This is a genomic window from Cupriavidus taiwanensis (genome assembly GCF_900250075.1).
In the GTDB taxonomy this organism is placed as follows: Bacteria; Pseudomonadota; Gammaproteobacteria; order Burkholderiales; family Burkholderiaceae; genus Cupriavidus; species Cupriavidus taiwanensis_C.
This window is the reverse complement of the sequence record NZ_LT977070.1, coordinates 2,485,606-2,502,893: the sequence shown is the minus strand read 5'-3', so window position 1 is coordinate 2,502,893 and position 17,288 is coordinate 2,485,606. Positions and strand designations below refer to the sequence as shown.

The following is a 17,288-nucleotide window of genomic DNA, read 5'->3' as shown; positions in this document are numbered from 1 at the left end:
GAGTTGTCGATGATGTTCAGATCTCCAGCCCTGGCGCGGGCCGTGGTCATGGCTGCCATGATGCTGCTCGGCCCGACCGTTGCCGAAGTCAGCCACGCCCAGGCCGCTGCCTCCAATTACAACCTACCCGACTTCACCGACCTGGTGGAGAAGGCCAGCCCGGCCGTGGTCAATATCCGCACCACCGAGCTGGTGCGCCAGCGCGGCGGCGTGCCGGGCGGCGACGACGAGATGGCCGAGTTCTTCCGCCGCTTCTTCGGCGTGCCGATGCCCGGCGCCCCGGCGCCGGGCACCCCGCCGCGCCGCGGCCAGCCGCCGCAGCAGGAAGAGCAGAGCCGCGGCGTGGGCTCGGGCTTCATCATCAGCCAGGATGGCTATGTGATGACCAACGCGCACGTGGTGGCCGACGCCGAAACCATCTACGTGACGCTGCCGGACAAGCGTGAATTCAAGGCCAAGCTGATCGGCTCCGACAAACGCACCGACGTGGCGCTGCTCAAGGTCGAGGCCAGCGGCCTGCCGCGCCTGCCGCTGGGCGATTCCAACAAGGTCCGCGCCGGCGAGTGGGTGCTTGCGATCGGCTCGCCGTTCGGGCTGGACAACAGCGTGACCGCCGGCATCGTCTCGGCCAAGGGCCGCGACACCGGCGACTACCTGCCGTTCATCCAGACCGACGTCGCGGTCAATCCCGGCAACTCCGGCGGGCCGCTGATCAACCTGCGCGGCGAAGTGATCGGCATCAACTCGCAGATCTACAGCCGCAGCGGCGGCTATATGGGGATCTCGTTCGCGATCCCGATCGACGAGGCCATGCGCGTGTCCGAGCAGCTCAAGTCCTCCGGGCGTGTGACCCGCGGCCGCATCGCCGTGGCGATCGGCGATGTGACGAAGGAAGTCGCCGATTCGCTGGGGCTGGGCCGTGCGCGCGGCGCGCTGGTCGGCAGCGTCGAGCCGGGCGGTCCTGCCGAAAAGGCCGGCATCGAGGCGGGCGACATCATCCTGAAGTTCAACGGCCGCGACATCGAGCGGGCCTCGGACCTGCCGCGCATGGTCGGCGAGACCAAGCCCGGCACGCGCGTGCCGCTGCAGCTGTGGCGCAAGGGCGCGACCCGCGAGGTCAGCATCACCGTCACCGAGCTGGAGCCGGACGGCAAGGCCCGCGCCCGCAGCGGGGCGACGCCGAAGGATGACAGCGCGCCGCAGGCCGGCAAGCCCAACGCGCTGGGCCTGGTGGTCAGCGACCTGCCCGAGGCGCGCCTGAAAGAGCTCAAGCTCAAGTCCGGCGTCGAGGTCGACGTGGCCGACGGCCCGGCGCTGCGTGCCGGCATCCGTCCGGGCGATATCATCCTGCGCCTGGGCGACACCGACGTGACCAACGCGCGCCAGTTCAACGAACTGGTGCGCGGCCTGGACAAGAGCCGTATCGCCGCGGTGTTCGTGCGGCGCGGCGACGCCACCCAGGTGCTGACGCTGCGACCCGGCGCCGCCTCGGTGCGCTGATACGCCATGGCTGGCACGCCCGCGCTGACGCTGTACGGCCGGGCGTACTGCCATCTTTGCGAAGACATGAAAGTCGCGCTGGAGCCGCTCCGGCGCGATTTTTCTTTCATCCTGCATGAAGTCGATGTCGACGCCGATGCCGCGCTGGAGGCGCGCTTTGGCGAACTGGTGCCGGTGCTGATGCCCGGCACGCCGGCGGACTTGCCGGCGGACTCGTCGGCGCATGCCGCGCCCCTTTGCCACTATTTCCTGGATGAAGCGGCGACAAGGGTATGGCTTGCCGCACATGGCGCTACGCGCACCGCCCGCTGAGCCGCGCCGGCATCCGCGCCACGCCACCAGATGACGGCCCGGAAGTCATTGAAAATCCGGTAAAATTGCGGATTGGCGCAAAATTTGCGCCCCCCGAACCCGCGGTACGCCCGCGCACGCCTTGCGGCGCGCGGCGCCGGGCCGCTCCACTGCTTGTTGCCGCCCGGGCTCTCAGCCGGCGCTTCCCTGAACATTAGATGGACCATATCCGTAATTTCTCGATCATTGCCCACATCGACCATGGGAAGTCCACCCTGGCCGACCGGATCATTCAGCTTTGCGGAGGGCTGTCGGATCGGGAGATGGAAGCGCAGGTTCTCGATTCGATGGATATCGAAAAAGAGCGCGGCATCACCATCAAGGCGCAGACCGCGGCGCTGAGCTACAAGGCGCGCGACGGCCAGGTCTATAACCTGAACCTGATCGACACCCCCGGACACGTCGACTTCAGCTATGAGGTCAGCCGCTCGCTGTCCGCCTGCGAAGGCGCGCTGCTGGTGGTCGACGCCTCGCAGGGCGTCGAAGCCCAGACCGTGGCCAACTGCTACACCGCAATCGAGCTGGGCGTGGAAGTGGTGCCGGTGCTGAACAAGATTGACCTGCCGCAGGCCGACCCGGACAGCGCGATCCAGGAGATCGAGGACGTCATCGGCATCGACGCGCAGGATGCCACGCCGTGCTCGGCCAAGACCGGCCAGGGCGTGCAGGACGTGATCGAGGCGCTGATCGCCAAGGTGCCACCGCCCAAGGGCGATGCCGACGCGCCGCTGCAGGCGCTGATCATCGACTCGTGGTTCGACAACTACGTCGGTGTGGTGATGCTGGTGCGCGTGGTCAACGGCACGCTGCGCACCAAGGACAAGGTGCTGCTGATGGCCACCGGCGCGCAGCACTTGGTCGAGCAGGTCGGCGTGTTCACGCCCAAGTCGATCCAGCGCGACGCGCTGACCGCGGGGCAGGTGGGCTTTGTCATCGCCGGCATCAAGGAACTGAAGGCCGCCAAGGTCGGCGACACCATCACCACCGTGCAGCGCAAGGCCGGAGCGCCGCTGCCGGGCTTCAAGGAAGTCAAGCCGCAGGTGTTCGCCGGCCTGTACCCGGTCGAAGCCAACCAGTACGAGGCGCTGCGCGAGTCGCTGGAAAAGCTGCGGCTCAACGACGCCTCGCTGATGTTCGAGCCTGAAGTCTCGCAGGCGCTGGGCTTCGGCTTCCGCTGCGGCTTCCTTGGCCTGCTGCACATGGAGATCGTGCAGGAGCGCCTGGAGCGCGAGTTCGACATGGACCTGATCACCACCGCGCCCACGGTGGTCTATCAGGTGCAGATGCGCGATGGTTCCACCGTCACCGTGGAAAACCCGGCCAAGATGCCGGACCCGAGCAAGATCGACGCCATCCTGGAGCCGATCGTTACCGTCAACCTGTACATGCCGCAGGAATATGTCGGCTCGGTGATCACGCTGTGCACGCAGAAGCGCGGCACGCAGATCAATATGAGCTACCACGGCAAGCAGGTGCAGCTGACCTACGAGATCCCGATGGCGGAAATCGTGCTCGATTTCTTCGATCGCCTGAAGTCGGTGTCGCGCGGCTATGCGTCGATGGATTACGAGTTCAAGGAATATCGGCCCTCCGACGTGGTCAAGGTCGACATCCTGATCAACAGCGACAAGGTCGATGCGCTGTCGGTGATCGTGCACCGCTCCAATTCGCAATATCGCGGGCGCGAGGTCGCCGCCAAGATGCGCGAGATCATTCCGCGCCAGATGTATGACGTGGCGATTCAGGCCGCCATCGGCTCCAATATCATCGCGCGTGAAAACGTCAAGGCGCTGCGCAAGAACGTGCTGGCCAAGTGCTACGGCGGCGATATCTCGCGCAAGAAGAAGCTGCTGGAAAAGCAGAAGGCGGGCAAGAAGCGGATGAAGCAGGTCGGCACCGTCGAGATTCCGCAGGAGGCCTTCCTGGCCATCCTGCAAGTCGACGACAAATAATTGCCACGCGCAGGGCAGGGGCAGGGCCATGCCCGGCAGCCTTGCCGGCGTGGTGACAGAACAGGCTGTACCAGGATTTCCAAGAACCAGAAGCCGTCATGAATTTTGCACTGATCCTTTTTGTGCTGGTGGTGATCACGGGCGTGGCGTGGGTGGCCGACAAGCTCGTGTTCGAGCGGCAGCGCCGCTCTTCGGCGCGGCTCGCGCTGGCCGAGTTCGATTCGCAGCAGGGCCGCCTGCAAGGCAGCTTCGGCACGGCCGATGCCGACGCCACGCGCAAGCGCCTGGCCGAGGAAAAGCTGCGCCAGCCGTGGTGGCTGGAGTATTCGGCCAGCTTCTTCCCGGTGATCCTGGCGGTGTTCGTGCTGCGCTCGTTCGTGGTCGAGCCGTTCAAGATTCCGTCCGGCTCGATGATCCCGACGCTGCTGATCGGCGACTTCATCCTCGTCAACAAGTACGAGTACGGCATCCGCCTGCCGGTGGTGAACAAGAAGATCATGGACATGGGCGAGCCCCAGCGCGGCGACGTGATGGTGTTCCGCTACCCGAAGGACCCGTCGCTCGACTACATCAAGCGCGTCATCGGCGTGCCGGGCGATGTGGTGCAGTACGCCAACAAGCGCCTGACCATCAACGGCAAGCCGGCCGAGTACACCGCGCTGCCGGACTTCCTCGACGAGGAGCGCCTGGCCTATTCGCGCCATTTCCGCGAAAAGCTGCCGGGCGGCGTCGAGCATGGCATCCTGAACGACGCCGATCGGCCCGCCTTTATCGCCGGCGCGGACCCGGATTTTCCGTACCGGGACAACTGCACCTACAATCAACAGGGTGTGACTTGCAAGGTACCCGCAGGTCACTATTTCGTCATGGGTGACAACCGCGACAACAGCCTGGATTCCCGCTACTGGGGCTTCGTGCCGGACCAGAACATCGTCGGCAAGGCATTCGTGATCTGGATGAACCTGGGCAATTTCGGACGCGTGGGATCGTTCAAGTAAGCATCTGACGCGGCGCAAGAACACTCAACAAAAAGAGGGCAGGCGCGATGGGTCGATTTGGGAAGGTGGGGGCAGGAAACCATCCGGCATGGCGCCGGGCTGGCGCCGGCGGGTTTTCCGTGTGGACGCTGCTGGTGATCGTGGTGTTCGTGGTCGGCGTGGCCTTGCCGGCCCTGCGCGCGATCCCGAGCCTGGTGGAATATTTTTCGGTCAAGCGCGCCGCCGGCTATGCCAAGCAGCGCGCCGCCAACAAACGTGAAGTGGTCGAATTCTTCGAGAAGCAGGCCGCCATCGACCGCATTACCGCGGTCAAGGGCGAGGACCTGCTGATCCGGGAAGACGATAACGGCACCATCCAGTCGGTTGATTTCTCGTACCGTACCGAGGTGCCTGTCTACGGACCCCTGAGCCTGTTGATTACCTATTCAGGAACGCAGCACTGATATGAACCTCGACGCCTTGCAGCAACGACTCGGCTACCGATTCAGCAAGCCCGAATTGCTGCAACAGGCGCTGACGCACCGCAGCCACAGCGCCCAGCACAACGAACGCCTGGAATTTCTCGGCGACTCGGTGCTCAACTGCGCCGTGGCCGACATGCTTTATGGCATGTTCGGCAAGCTCGACGAGGGCGACCTGTCGCGGGTGCGGGCCAACCTGGTCAAGCAGCAGGCGCTGTACGAAATCGCCCAGATGCTGCAGCTGTCCGACACCCTGCGACTGGGCGAGGGCGAGTTGAAGAGCGGCGGCTTCCGCCGCCCGTCGATCCTGGCCGATGCGCTCGAAGCGATTGTCGGCGCGGTGTTCCTCGACGCCGGCTTCGACGCCGCGCGCGCACTGATCCGCAAGCTCTATATCCCGATCCTGGAGCAGGTCGATCCGCGCACGCTGGGCAAGGACGCCAAGACCCTGCTGCAGGAATACCTGCAGGGCCACAAGATTGCCCTGCCGCAATATAACGTAATCGCCACACACGGCGCCGCGCACAGCCAGCAGTTTGAAGTCGAGTGCACCGTGCCTAAACTGGAAGTCCGGGTGTTCGGCACCGGCGCGTCGCGGCGCGCCGCCGAGCAGGCCGCCGCCAAGCTGGCGCTCGATGAAGTCCAGAAGCTGGTGCCGCAGCTGCTCAAGCGCAGCCGCGCCGAGCGTACCGGCAAGACCCGCAAGCAACCCCAGCCGCAGGACCCGCAGCTGTCTCTCAGGTTGAAGGAATGACCGAATCTACCCATCCGCAGCAAGACGCGGCGGATACCCCGGCCGCGGCGTTCCGCTGCGGCACCGTGGCCATCGTCGGCCGCCCCAACGTGGGCAAGTCCACGCTGATGAACGCGCTGGTCGGCCAGAAGATCAGCATCACCTCGCGCAAGGCGCAGACCACGCGGCATCGTATCGTCGGGATCCAGACCACGGATGACGCGCAGTATGTGTTCGTCGACACGCCGGGTTTCCAGACCCGCCACGCCAGCGCGCTGAACCGTTCGCTGAACCGCGCGGTCACCTCGACGCTGTCGTCGGTTGACTTGATCCTGTTCGTGGTCGAGGCCGGTTACTACGGCGCCGACGACGAGAAGGTGCTGGCGCTGCTGCCGAAGAACACGCCGGTGCTGCTGGTGACCAACAAGCTCGACCGCATCGGCGAGAACCGCTCGGAAGTGATGATGCCCTTCCTGGAAAAGATGGGGCAGCTGTTCCCGTTCCGCGAAGTGGTGCCGATGTCGGCCAAGACCCGCGACCATATCGCGCGGCTGTTCGACATCATCCGGCCCTACCTGCCGGAAGGCGAGCCGATGTATGACGCCGATGCGATGACGGATCGCAGCGAGCGCTTCCTGGCCTCGGAAATCATCCGCGAGAAGGTGTTCCGCTGGACCGGCGATGAGCTGCCGTACACCAGCACCGTGATCATCGACAAGTTCGAGACCGAAGGCCGCCTGCGCCGCGTCTTTGCCACCATCCTGGTCGAGCGCGATGCGCACAAGGCCATGATCATCGGCAACAAGGGCAGCAAGCTCAAGCAGATCTCGACCGAGGCGCGCCTGGACATGGAAAAGCTGTTCGACGGCAAGGTCTACCTGGAAATGTGGATCAAGGTGAAGAGCGGCTGGGCCGACAACGAAGCCGGCCTGCGCGCATACGGCTACGAGTGAGCCTGGCAACGATCCCGACGCCCAACCCGACAGCGAGCCCCCAGCGAGCGCCCCGTGAGCAAGACCGCTGACATCGCGCGCGCGCCCGCGCCCAAGGCCCGGCGCGCCGACCCCGTGGTCGACGAGGCCGCCGAACTGCTCGACAGCGGCGCGCTGCCCGGCATGGCCGGCGCCGCCGCGCGCGCGATGATGGACCGCGCCATGCGCATCGTGCCGGCACGGCCCGAGTCGCGCGTGGGCGAGCAGCCGGGTTTCGTGCTGCACGCCTGGCCCTACCGCGAGACCAGCCTGATCCTGGACGTGTTCACGCGCGACTACGGCCGCATCTCGATGGTGGCCAAGGGCGCCAAGCGCCCGCACTCGGCGCTGCGCGCGGTGCTGCAGCACTTCCATCCGGTCTCGGTGTCATGGAGCGGCCGCGGCGAGGTCAAGACCCTCACCAAGGCCGAGTGGGTCGGCGGCATGCCGCCGCTGGCCGGCGACGCGCTGCTGTCGGCGTTCTACCTGAACGAACTGCTGATGCGCTTCTGCCCGCGCGAGGACGCGCATCCGGTGCTGTTCCGCCATTACCTGTCGACGCTGACGCGGCTGGCGCATGGTGAGCCGGCCGGCCTGGTGCTGCGCAGATTCGAGCGCGTGCTGCTGCAGGAAACGGGTTTCGCGGTGGCGTTCGACCAGTGCCTGAGTACCGGCGAGCGGGTGCTGCCGGGCCTCGACTATGTCTACCAGCCCGAGCGCGGCGTGCGCCGGGCTCAGCCGAGCGATCCGTCGACGTGGCCGGTGGTCTCGGGCCAGACCCTGCTGGACATGGCGCAGGACGACTACAGCCGCGCGCAGACCGCCGCGCAAAGCCGCGCGCTGATGCGGTTCCTGCTGCATTATTATCTGCAAGGTGCGCCGCTGAAGACGCGCCAGATACTGATCGACCTGCAGTACCTCTGACCGACAAGAACCTCCGACTTACTCCTGCACCTGTTCGCATGATCTTCCACGCAAATCCGGGCGTCATCGACCTTGGCGTCAATATCGACCACGTGGCCACGCTGCGCAATGCGCGCGGCACGGTGTACCCTGATCCCATTCGCGCCGCGCTGCTGGCGGAACAGGCCGGCGCCGACCTGATCACGCTGCACCTGCGCGAAGACCGCCGCCATATCCGCGATGCCGACGTGCGCGCGCTGCGCCCGCAGTTGGCCACGCGCATGAACCTGGAATGCGCAATCACGCAGGAGATGCTCGACATCGCCTGCGAGATCCGCCCGCAGGACGTGTGCCTGGTGCCGGAGCGCCGCGAAGAGGTGACCACCGAGGGCGGGCTGGACGTGGCCGGACGCTTCGAGCAGGTCAAGGCCGCGTGCGCGCAGCTCGCCGGTGCCGGCATCCGCGTGTCGCTGTTCATCGATCCGGATGCCGACCAGATCGCCGCGGCCGCTGCCTGCGGCGCGCCCGTGATCGAACTGCATACCGGGCGCTATGCCGATGCGCATACGCCGCAGGAGCAGGCGGCCGAGTTCCGCCGCATCGCCGACGGGGCCGATGCCGGCCAGAAGCACGGCCTGGTGGTCAATGCCGGCCACGGGCTGCACTACACCAACGTGCAGCCGATCGCGGCACTGCCGGGCATCAAGGAGCTGAACATCGGCCATGCCATCGTCGCGCACGCGGTATTCGCGGGCTGGGAGAACGCGGTGCGCGAGATGAAGGCGATCATGGTGGCCGCGCGCCTGGGCACGCAATATCCTGCCGGGGGCACCCCGGCGTGATTTACGGCATCGGCACCGACATCATCCAGATCGCGCGCGTGCAGGGCGTGATGACGCGCACCAACGGCCGTTTCGCCGAAAAGGTGCTGGGCCCCGACGAACTGGCCAAATACCACGCCCGCAAGGCCCGTTCGGAAAAGCGCGGCCTGGCGTTCCTGGCGACGCGCTTCGCGGCCAAGGAGGCGTTCTCCAAGGCGATCGGCCTGGGCATGCGCTGGCCGATGACGTGGCGCGCGATGGAACTGATGAACCTGCCGTCCGGCGAGCCCACCGCGGTGTGCCATGGCGAACTGGCTGCGTGGCTGGCGGAACGCGGGCTGGTCGTGCGGGTCAGTGTCAGTGACGAACATGATTACGCAGTCGCCTTCGCCATTGCCGAGCGCAGCGGCGCGGCGGCGTCTCAACCTACAGCCTTGTGAACCCAACCCCTTCCATGTCCAAGAAGAATTCCGGCAAGCGGCCGGGCCCGGTGGTCCTCGATGTCGTCGGCAAGCAGCTCGACGCGGAAGACGCGCGCCGCATCGCGCATCCGCTCACCGGCGGCGTGATCCTGTTCGCGCGCAATTTCGAGTCGCGCGCGCAACTGCAGGCACTGACGCGCGCGATCCGCGCCGTGCGCGACGATGTGCTGATCTGCATCGACCATGAAGGCGGACGCGTGCAGCGCTGCAAGACCGACGGCTTTACCCACCTGCCGGCGATGCACCGCCTGGGCGAACTGTGGGAACGCGACGTGCTGGCCGCGACCAAGGCGGCGGTCGCCTGCGGCTATGTGCTGGCGGCCGAGCTGCGCGCCTGCGATATCGACCTGAGCTTCACCCCGGTGCTCGACCTCGACTACGGCCGCAGTGCCGTGATCGGCGACCGCGCCTTCCACGCCGACCCGCGCGTGGTATCGATGCTGGCCGGCCACCTGAACCACGGCCTGCTGCTGGCGGGCATGAGCAACTGCGGCAAGCATTTTCCCGGCCACGGCTACGTCGAGGCGGATTCGCACGTGGCGATCCCGGTCGACGAGCGCACGCTGGACCAGATCCTGGGCCAGGATGCGCGCCCGTATGAATGGCTGGGCCTGTCGCTGTCGTCGGTGATGCCGGCGCACGTGATCTACCCCAAGGTCGACCCCGGCCCGGCCGGCTTCTCGCGCTACTGGCTGCAGGACGTGCTGCGCGCGCAGCTGGGCTTCGAGGGCGTAATCTTCAGCGACGACCTCAGCATGGAAGGCGCCAGCGTCGCCGGCACCGTCACCGAGGCCGCGCGCGCCGCGCTGGCCGCGGGCTGCGACATGGTGCTGATCTGCAACCACCCCGACCGCGCCGACCAGCTGCTGAGCGAGCTCGACGTCGAGATCGGCAAGCCCTCGCAGCGCCGCATCCGCAAGCTGTTCGCGCGCCGCAAGCCGCTGGACTGGAACAAGCTGCAGCAGGAGGGCGAGTACCGCGCCGCACTGCGCTCGCTGAAGGAACACGAGCTGATCGCCTGAACGGCGTGAAGTGCGCAAACAAAAATGGCAGCCGAGGCTGCCATTTTTTATTGCATGCCCCGCGCTGAAGCGGGGCCAGACCAGCGCCTCAGTTGGCGCGGCTGCGGTATTCGCCGGTGCGGGTGTCGATTTCGATCTTGTCGCCTATGTTGCAGAACAGCGGCACTTGCAGTTCGAAGCCGGTGTTGATCTTGGCGCCCTTGAGCACCTTGCCCGACGAGGTGTCGCCCTTGACGGCCGGCTCGGTGTAGACGATTTCGCGGACCAGCGTGGTCGGCATTTCGACCGAGATGGCCTTGTCGTTGTAGAACACGACTTCGACGTTCATGCCGTCCTCGAGGTAGTTCAGCGAGTCACCCATGCTGTCCTTCTCGACTTCGTACTGGTTGTAGTCGGCGTCCATGAACACGTACATCGGGTCAGCGAAGTACGAGTAGGTGCATTCGCGGCGCTCGAGCACCACCACTTCGAACTTGTCGTCGGCCTTGAACACCGACTCGCCCGGTGCGTCCGTCAGCAGGTTCTTGTACTTCATCTTGACCACAGCGGCGTTGCGGCCCGACTTGTTGTACTCGGCCTTCTGCACGACCATCGGATCGCCGCCGATCATGAACACGTTACCGACGCGGAGTTCCTGTGCGATTTTCATCTGAACTGATTTCCTGAAAAATAAAGTCTAGGAATTTGGAATGGCGAAGGCGCGCTGCCGGCGTGCCCGCGGTAAGCCCGCGAGAGCCCGGATCCACGCGCTCGCGACCCCGTGCCCAGCTTGCTTTAAGCCATTGCCCCGCGTGGTGGTACACGCCCGGCAAGGCCCTGGTTCTCCGGCCCGGTCGCCATTTGGATCAACCGGTTATTTTACCTGATTTTCGCAAAATGCCACCAGGTTGGCGGCAAGGTCGCCGGGATGCTGCAAGCGCCGCTCCCAGCGCGGCGCGATCGCCGCAAGTGCGGGCAGCTGCGCTCGCAGTCGCGGCCAGTCGGGCGCATTGCCGTAGCCGTTCCAGGCGTGCCAGAAATCGGCCAGTGCCGCCGCCGCTGCTGGCGCCACGCCGCTTTTCGTGAAGAGTTCCAGCCAGGCATCGAGCTTGACCCGGTGGGCCTCGTCGTCCTGAGGATAGATGTGCCAGACCAGCGGCCGCGCCGCCCACTGCGCGCGCACGAAGGAGTCCTCGCCGCGCACGAAATTAAGGTCGCAGGCCCACAGCAGTTCGTCATAGTGTTCCTGCCGCACGAAGGGAATGGCCTGCACGCACAGGCTGCCGCGCGCGACCGGCCGGCCCGGTGCCAGCGGGGCGCCGAGCCACTCGGCCACCTGGCTGGCCGCCAGACCGGCCGGCACCAGGCAATGGACCGCCTCGCTGCCGTCGCGCCATTGCTCCAGCAGCGCCGGCAGTGCCAGGTTGCGATAGGCGAACAGGCTCACGCGCAGCGCATCGGTCAGCGGGGTCACGCCCAGCCGGTGCCACAGTGATGCCTGCGCCGCCGCGCCGTCGAGGAACGCGGCACGCTGCGCGCCCAGCATCGATTCACGCAGCAGCCCGCCGGTGCCGGGTTCGAAGCCGGGGAAGAAGAAGTGCTTGACCAGCGGCAGGCGCGGATGGGGCGAGGGCAGCGCGTGATGTTCGCGCACCCAGGCTTCCGCGCTCAGGTATTCCAGGTTGATCCACGCGGGTTTGGGCGCGCGCGCCGCCATGCGCTCGAGGAACGCCGGCGGCAGGTGGCAGGCGAAGGCTTCGATGACAGCATCGTGCGGCATTGCGCCGGCGGTGCCGTCCGCTTCTCCGGGCGCGGCTGACGGATGCCAGGGGCGGATTTCCACGCCGGCGAGGTGCTGGACCGCGGCGGCTGTGTCCAGCTCCGGCGCCAGCCGGGCGAAGCTGGCCAGGTCGTCGACCCACAGCCGCACTGCGTGCCCGTGCTCCTGCGCCAGCTGGCGGGCCAGCCGCCAGCAGACGCCGATGTCGCCGAAGTTGTCGATCACGGTGCAGAAGATGTCCCAGGAACGGATAGGCATGAGAGGTGGTGGTCGGCGGGGCGCGCGGTTGAATTGCTCTAAACTTGCGATTTTAGAGGCCGCGCGGCATTGACGCGCGCCGGTCCGCAGCGGTCACCGTCCCCACATGTCAGACCAGCAACCCGATTCCCCGAAACCCGCCGACGAGGTACCGGCCGAGGCGCACGCCGAGATGCCTTCCGCCGCGCCAGCGGAAACGCAGGCAGAAACGCAGGCAGAAGCGCCGGCTGAAGCGCCGGCTGAAGCCCTGGCCGAGGCTCCGGCCGAGCCCTTCGATGCGCGCCCGGTGATCTCGCGCCTGCCCGGCCTGCCGGGCGTCTACCGCTATTTCGACGCGAACGGCAATGTGCTGTACGTGGGCAAGGCGCGCGACCTGAAGAAGCGGGTGTCGAGCTACTTCAACAAGACCCAGCTGTCGCCGCGCATCGCGATGATGGTGTCGCGCATCGCGCGCATCGAGACCACGGTGGTGCGCACCGAGGCCGAGGCGCTGCTGCTCGAGAACAACCTGATCAAGGCGCTGGCGCCGCGCTACAACATCCTGTTCCGCGACGACAAGTCGTACCCGTTCCTGAAGCTGACCGGGCACCGCTTCCCGCGCATGGCGTACTACCGCGGCGCCACCGACCGCAAGCACCAGTACTTCGGCCCGTTCCCGAGCGCCTATGCGGTGCGCGAAAGCATGCAGATCCTGCAGAAGGTGTTCCAGCTGCGCACCTGCGAGGACACCGTCTTCAACAACCGCACGCGGCCGTGCCTGCTGCACCAGATCCACCGCTGCACCGGGCCGTGCGTCAATGCCATCAGCGAGGACGACTACGCGCGCGATGTCGCCAACGCGGCGCGCTTCCTGCAAGGCCGCCAGAGCGAGGTGCTGGAGGGCCTGCAGGGCAAGATGGAGCAGCACGCCGAGCGCCTGGAATTCGAGCAGGCGGCGGCGGTGCGCGACCAGATCGCGGCGCTGTCGACCGTGCTCAAGCGCCAGGCGGTGGAAGAGGTGGGGGGCCAGGCGCGCGACATCGACGTGCTGGCGGTCGCGGTCGAAGGTGGCCGCGCCTGCGTCAACCTGGCCATGGTGCGCGGCGGGCGCCACCTGGGTGACAAGGCCTACTTCCCCGCCCATGCGGACGAGGCGGCGATGATCGTCGAGGACGCCGACGAGCGCGCCGAAGACAGCGCCGACGAGTCCGGCGCCGCGGCCGCTGCGCTGCCACTGACCGTGGACCGCATTGCCACCCGCGTGCTGTCGGCCTTCATGGTGCAGCACTACCTGGAGCAGTCGGCGCCGCCCATCATCGTGGTCAGCCATGTGCCGGACGATGGCGCGGTGCTCGAGGCCCTGGCGCTGCACGCCGGGCGCAAGGTCACGCTGGTGCGCCAGCCGCAGGGCCAGCGCAAGATCTGGCTGGAGATGGCGCAGCAGGGCGCGGCGCTGGCGCTGTCGCGCCGCCTGGCCGAGCAGGGCAGCCAGGAAGCGCGCACGCGCGCGCTGGCGGAAACCATCGGGCTGGACCTGGAAGACCTGGCGCTGCTGCGCGTCGAGTGCTTCGATATCAGCCATACCGCCGGCGAGGCCACGCAGGCGTCGTGCGTGGTGTACCACCACCACGACATGCAGAACAGCGAATACCGTCGCTATAACATCCAGGACATTATTCCCGGTGACGACTACGCGGCGATGCGGCAGGTGCTGACACGGCGCTACCAGAAGCTGGTCGAACAGATCCAGGAAGACGGCGGCATCGAGGGTAGCAGTGAAGCCGCGGCGCTGGTGCCGCAGATCGTGCTGATCGACGGCGGCAAGGGCCAGGTCGAGGTGGCGCGGCAGGTGTTCGAGGAGCTGGGTCTGGATATCGGCCTGCTGGTCGGCGTCGCCAAGGGGGAGGGCCGCAAGGTCGGCCTGGAGACGCTGGTGTTCGCCGATGGCCGCCCCGCGCTCGAACTGGGCCAGGGCAGTGCCGCGCTGATGCTGGTGGCGCAGATCCGCGACGAGGCGCACCGCTTTGCCATCACCGGCATGCGCGCGCGCCGCGCCAAGACGCGCACCACCTCGCGCCTGGAAGAGATCGAGGGCATTGGCGCGCGCCGGCGCCAGAAGCTGCTGACCCGCTTTGGCGGCCTGCGCGGCGTGATGGCCGCGAGCATCGACGAACTGGCCAGCGTCGAGGGTATTTCGCGCGGCCTTGCCGAGGAAATCTACCGGCAGCTGCACTGACCGCGCCCGCCCGCGACCGGCGGCGGGCCGGCACGCCAATCGCCGGAAATGCTCGATTGGCCCGGAAATCGGCGACAATCGCAGGATTGGTTACCGTCCCCCCGCCGTCCGAGTTCCATGCCCTTCAATATCCCGATCCTGCTGACCTGGCTTCGCGTCGCCATGATTCCACTGGTCGTAGGGGTCTTCTACCTGCCCGACGCCTGGCTGCCGATGCATACCAAGAACGTTACCGCGGCGGCGTTCTTCATCATCGCCGCGGTAACCGACTGGCTGGACGGCTTCCTTGCACGACGCTGGAACCAGACCTCTTCGTTCGGCGCGTTCCTGGATCCGGTCGCCGACAAGTTGATGGTGACCGCGGCGCTGCTGTCGCTGCTGGCGCTGGACCGGGTCACCGACCTGATCGCGCTGGTTATCATCGGGCGCGAGATCACGATTTCGGCGCTGCGCGAGTGGATGGCGCAGATCGGCGCCTCCAAGAGCGTCGCGGTGAATTTCCTCGGCAAGCTCAAGACCACCGTGCAGATGGTGGCGATTCCGCTGCTGCTGTTCAGCGACCGCCTGTTCGGCTTCGATGCCCATCTGCTTGGCACCTGGATGATCTATGTGGCGGCCGTGCTGACGCTGTGGTCGATGATCTATTACATGAAGCTGGCGTGGCCGCAGATCCGCGAACGCAGCAACGTGGTGGCACGCGCGGGCGCGCCCAAATGAAAAGAAATTCGAAAAAGTGGTTGACGCAGAGGGCTGTTCTTTGCATAATCTCATTCTCGTTGCTGACGACGCAAGCGAAAGCAGCGAGATAAGGTGGGTTTAACGCAAGATGTTGTGAGATATCGGCGTGTTGCAGCATAAAACACCTTGATTCGATTTCAGTAGTACCCTGCGGGAGTAGCTCAGTTGGTAGAGCGCAACCTTGCCAAGGTTGAGGTCGCGAGTTCGAGACTCGTCTCCCGCTCCAGGTCAAAGCAAGGTCCGGCAGCGCGGTCATCGCGGTGCGGGGCTGGCAGTCAAAGTTGTATGCGGGAGTAGCTCAGTTGGTAGAGCGCAACCTTGCCAAGGTTGAGGTCGCGAGTTCGAGACTCGTCTCCCGCTCCAATCCCCAAAGGGAAGCCACGCTTCCCTTTTTGTTTGGGTTGAATCGCCGCGCCGCGGCGGCCGCGGCTGAATGCGGATACAATCCAGCAGCACGTCACCTGGCGGGGTGGCAGAGTGGTTATGCAGCGGCCTGCAAAGCCGTGTACGCCGGTTCGATTCCGACCTCCGCCTCCAGTTGCAAGCAGAACGGCGCCTTTTGGCGCCGTTTTTGTTTTCCCGGGCCGGCTGCGCCGCCCGGACGTGGCGGGCATGTTACATTACTCCTGTCGTACGCTTTTCGGGGGGCTCCGCGGCCTGGTTCGCGGGGCAGCAAGTCAATCGCCATCCCCGATCCGTGACACGCCGCCGGCGTGTCCGGGGCCGCTGCGGCATTTCCCGTTCTTCCCCGTTCCGATGCTGCTGCCGAGGGCTGCGGCGATTGTCCCGCGCTGACCGCTGGTGCGCGCCGGATGCGCTGTGCCACTCGCCAGGGCAAGGGAGCGGGTTAGCCGTTCAGCCCCTGACACGAGGAATCCCGCGCGCATGCATCACGCCACCCCGCTTATCAGTACCATCGTCGGCGGTATCGTCCTGGCCTTTATCCTTGGCGCGGTCGCCAGCCGGCTGCGGCTGCCGCCTTTGATCGGCTACCTGTGCGCGGGCATCGTGGTGGGGCCGCATACCCCCGGCTACACCGCCGACCAGGCGCTGGCGCCGGAACTGGCCGAGCTGGGCGTGATCCTGCTGATGTTCGGCGTGGGCCTGCATTTTTCGGTCAAGGACCTGATGGCGGTCAAGCGCATCGCCATTCCGGGTGCGGTGGTGCAGATCGGCATCGCCACGCTGATGGGCATGCTGGTGTCCTGGGGCTTCGGCTGGTCGTGGGGGCAGGGGCTGGTGTACGGGCTGGCCTTGTCGGTGGCCAGCACCGTGGTGCTGCTCAAGGCGTTGCAGGAGCGTGACCTGGTGGAATCGCCGCAGGGACGCATCGCCGTCGGCTGGCTGATCGTGGAAGACCTGGCGATGGTGCTGGCGCTGGTGCTGCTGCCGGCGATGGCGGGCCTGCTGGCGGGCGCGGGCGCGGCTTCCGGCGATGCCGCCCCTGGCACGGGCGAGGTGGTGCTGGCGATCTTCGCCACGCTGGGCAAGGTGGCGGCGTTCGTCGCGATGATGCTGGTGATCGGCCGCCGCTTTATCCCGTGGATGCTCGAGCGCATCGTCTGGACCGGCAACCGCGAGATGTTCCGCCTGGGCGTGCTGGCGACGGCGCTGGGCGTGGCCTATGGCGCTTATGCGCTGTTCGGCGTGTCGTTCGCGCTGGGCGCGTTCTTTGCGGGCATGGTGCTGGCGGAATCCGAGTTCAGCCACCGCGCGGCCGAGGAATCGCTGCCGCTGCGCGACGCCTTCGCCGTGCTGTTCTTCGTTTCGGTGGGCATGCTGTTCGACCCGATGGTGCTGGTGAACGACCCCTGGGGCGTGCTGGCGACGGTGTTTATCATCGTGGTCGGCAAGTCGCTGGCGGCGCTGGGGATCGTGCGTGCCTTCGGGCATTCGGGGCAGACCGGCATGACCATTGCCGTCAGCCTGGCGCAGATCGGCGAGTTCTCGTTCATCCTCGCCAGCCTGGGCGTCTATCTGAACATCCTGCCCGAACGTGGCCAGGCCCTGATCCTGGCCGGCGCGCTGCTGTCGATCATGCTCAATCCCGTGCTGTTCCACATGCTCGACCTGTACACCGCGCGGCGCAGCCGCGGCGCGGATCCCCAGCCGGCCTGAGGGGTT

16 protein-coding genes and 3 tRNA genes are annotated in these 17,288 nt (G+C 66.4%); 17 read left to right on the top strand and 2 right to left on the bottom strand.

Annotated features, from left to right (window positions below):
- The first annotated feature begins 9 nt into the window (after positions 1–9).
- The 11 genes from CBM2588_RS11590 to nagZ all read left to right on the top strand — a co-directional run bounded on the left by CBM2588_RS11590 (position 10) and on the right by nagZ (position 10,194).
- Entirely contained in the window at positions 10–1,500 is a 1,491-nt protein-coding gene (locus CBM2588_RS11590; RefSeq protein ID WP_115680634.1) for a DegQ family serine endoprotease, read from the top strand.
- A gap of 6 nt (positions 1,501–1,506) precedes the next feature.
- Positions 1,507–1,812: a glutaredoxin family protein gene (locus CBM2588_RS11585; protein WP_115680633.1), complete on the top strand. Its 306-nt coding sequence runs from the start codon at positions 1,507–1,509 to the stop codon at positions 1,810–1,812.
- Positions 1,813–2,009: 197 nt separating this feature from the next.
- A complete protein-coding gene (gene lepA, locus CBM2588_RS11580) occupies positions 2,010–3,803 on the top strand; it encodes a translation elongation factor 4 (protein ID WP_115680632.1) in 1,794 nt (597 codons plus the stop codon).
- 98 nt (positions 3,804–3,901) lie between these two features.
- On the top strand, positions 3,902–4,801 hold the full coding sequence (gene lepB, locus CBM2588_RS11575) for a signal peptidase I (RefSeq protein ID WP_115680631.1): 900 nt from the start codon (positions 3,902–3,904) through the stop codon (positions 4,799–4,801).
- A 47-nt stretch (positions 4,802–4,848) separates the two neighbouring features.
- Complete coding sequence (locus tag CBM2588_RS11570; protein WP_115680630.1) at positions 4,849–5,244, top strand: DUF4845 domain-containing protein; 396 nt, start codon at positions 4,849–4,851, stop codon at positions 5,242–5,244.
- Position 5,245: 1 nt separating this feature from the next.
- Positions 5,246–6,016, top strand: coding sequence for a ribonuclease III (gene rnc / locus CBM2588_RS11565; protein ID WP_012353305.1), 771 nt, complete (start codon positions 5,246–5,248; stop codon positions 6,014–6,016).
- A complete protein-coding gene (gene era, locus CBM2588_RS11560; protein ID WP_115680629.1) occupies positions 6,013–6,948 on the top strand; it encodes a GTPase Era in 936 nt (311 codons plus the stop codon). The genes rnc and era overlap by 4 nt, the downstream gene beginning before the upstream one ends.
- A gap of 54 nt (positions 6,949–7,002) precedes the next feature.
- Positions 7,003–7,890, top strand: coding sequence for a DNA repair protein RecO (gene recO / locus CBM2588_RS11555; protein ID WP_115680628.1), 888 nt, complete (start codon positions 7,003–7,005; stop codon positions 7,888–7,890).
- A 38-nt stretch (positions 7,891–7,928) separates the two neighbouring features.
- Complete coding sequence (gene pdxJ / locus CBM2588_RS11550; RefSeq protein WP_115680627.1) at positions 7,929–8,711, top strand: pyridoxine 5'-phosphate synthase; 783 nt, start codon at positions 7,929–7,931, stop codon at positions 8,709–8,711.
- Positions 8,708–9,130 (top strand): holo-ACP synthase, encoded by a 423-nt coding sequence (gene acpS / locus CBM2588_RS11545; protein WP_111517564.1) that lies wholly within the window; start codon positions 8,708–8,710, stop codon positions 9,128–9,130. The genes pdxJ and acpS overlap by 4 nt, the downstream gene beginning before the upstream one ends.
- Before the next feature lie 14 nt (positions 9,131–9,144).
- On the top strand, positions 9,145–10,194 hold the full coding sequence (gene nagZ / locus CBM2588_RS11540) for a beta-N-acetylhexosaminidase (protein ID WP_115680626.1): 1,050 nt from the start codon (positions 9,145–9,147) through the stop codon (positions 10,192–10,194).
- Between the two features lie 88 nt (positions 10,195–10,282).
- On the opposite strand, the gene efp is transcribed toward nagZ, so the two are convergent.
- Positions 10,283–10,843: an elongation factor P gene (gene efp, locus CBM2588_RS11535; protein ID WP_010814696.1), complete on the bottom strand. Its 561-nt coding sequence runs from the start codon at positions 10,841–10,843 to the stop codon at positions 10,283–10,285.
- A 204-nt stretch (positions 10,844–11,047) separates the two neighbouring features.
- The gene (earP, locus tag CBM2588_RS11530) at positions 11,048–12,211 is read right to left on the bottom strand and encodes an elongation factor P maturation arginine rhamnosyltransferase EarP (protein ID WP_115680625.1); all 1,164 of its coding nucleotides are present in this window, start codon (positions 12,209–12,211) and stop codon (positions 11,048–11,050) included.
- 106 nt (positions 12,212–12,317) lie between these two features.
- Here earP and uvrC point away from each other — a divergent pair, with 106 nt between their 5' ends.
- The 6 genes from uvrC to CBM2588_RS11500 all read left to right on the top strand — a co-directional run bounded on the left by uvrC (position 12,318) and on the right by CBM2588_RS11500 (position 17,282).
- On the top strand, positions 12,318–14,426 hold the full coding sequence (gene uvrC / locus CBM2588_RS11525; RefSeq protein ID WP_115680624.1) for an excinuclease ABC subunit UvrC: 2,109 nt from the start codon (positions 12,318–12,320) through the stop codon (positions 14,424–14,426).
- Between the two features lie 117 nt (positions 14,427–14,543).
- Complete coding sequence (gene pgsA, locus CBM2588_RS11520; protein WP_115680623.1) at positions 14,544–15,143, top strand: CDP-diacylglycerol--glycerol-3-phosphate 3-phosphatidyltransferase; 600 nt, start codon at positions 14,544–14,546, stop codon at positions 15,141–15,143.
- Between the two features lie 171 nt (positions 15,144–15,314).
- A tRNA-Gly gene (locus tag CBM2588_RS11515) sits at positions 15,315–15,390 on the top strand.
- A gap of 61 nt (positions 15,391–15,451) precedes the next feature.
- A tRNA-Gly gene (locus CBM2588_RS11510) sits at positions 15,452–15,527 on the top strand.
- 100 nt (positions 15,528–15,627) lie between these two features.
- Positions 15,628–15,701, top strand: a tRNA-Cys gene (locus CBM2588_RS11505).
- A gap of 348 nt (positions 15,702–16,049) precedes the next feature.
- On the top strand, positions 16,050–17,282 hold the full coding sequence (locus CBM2588_RS11500) for a cation:proton antiporter domain-containing protein (RefSeq protein ID WP_115680622.1): 1,233 nt from the start codon (positions 16,050–16,052) through the stop codon (positions 17,280–17,282).
- Positions 17,283–17,288 lie beyond the last annotated feature (6 nt).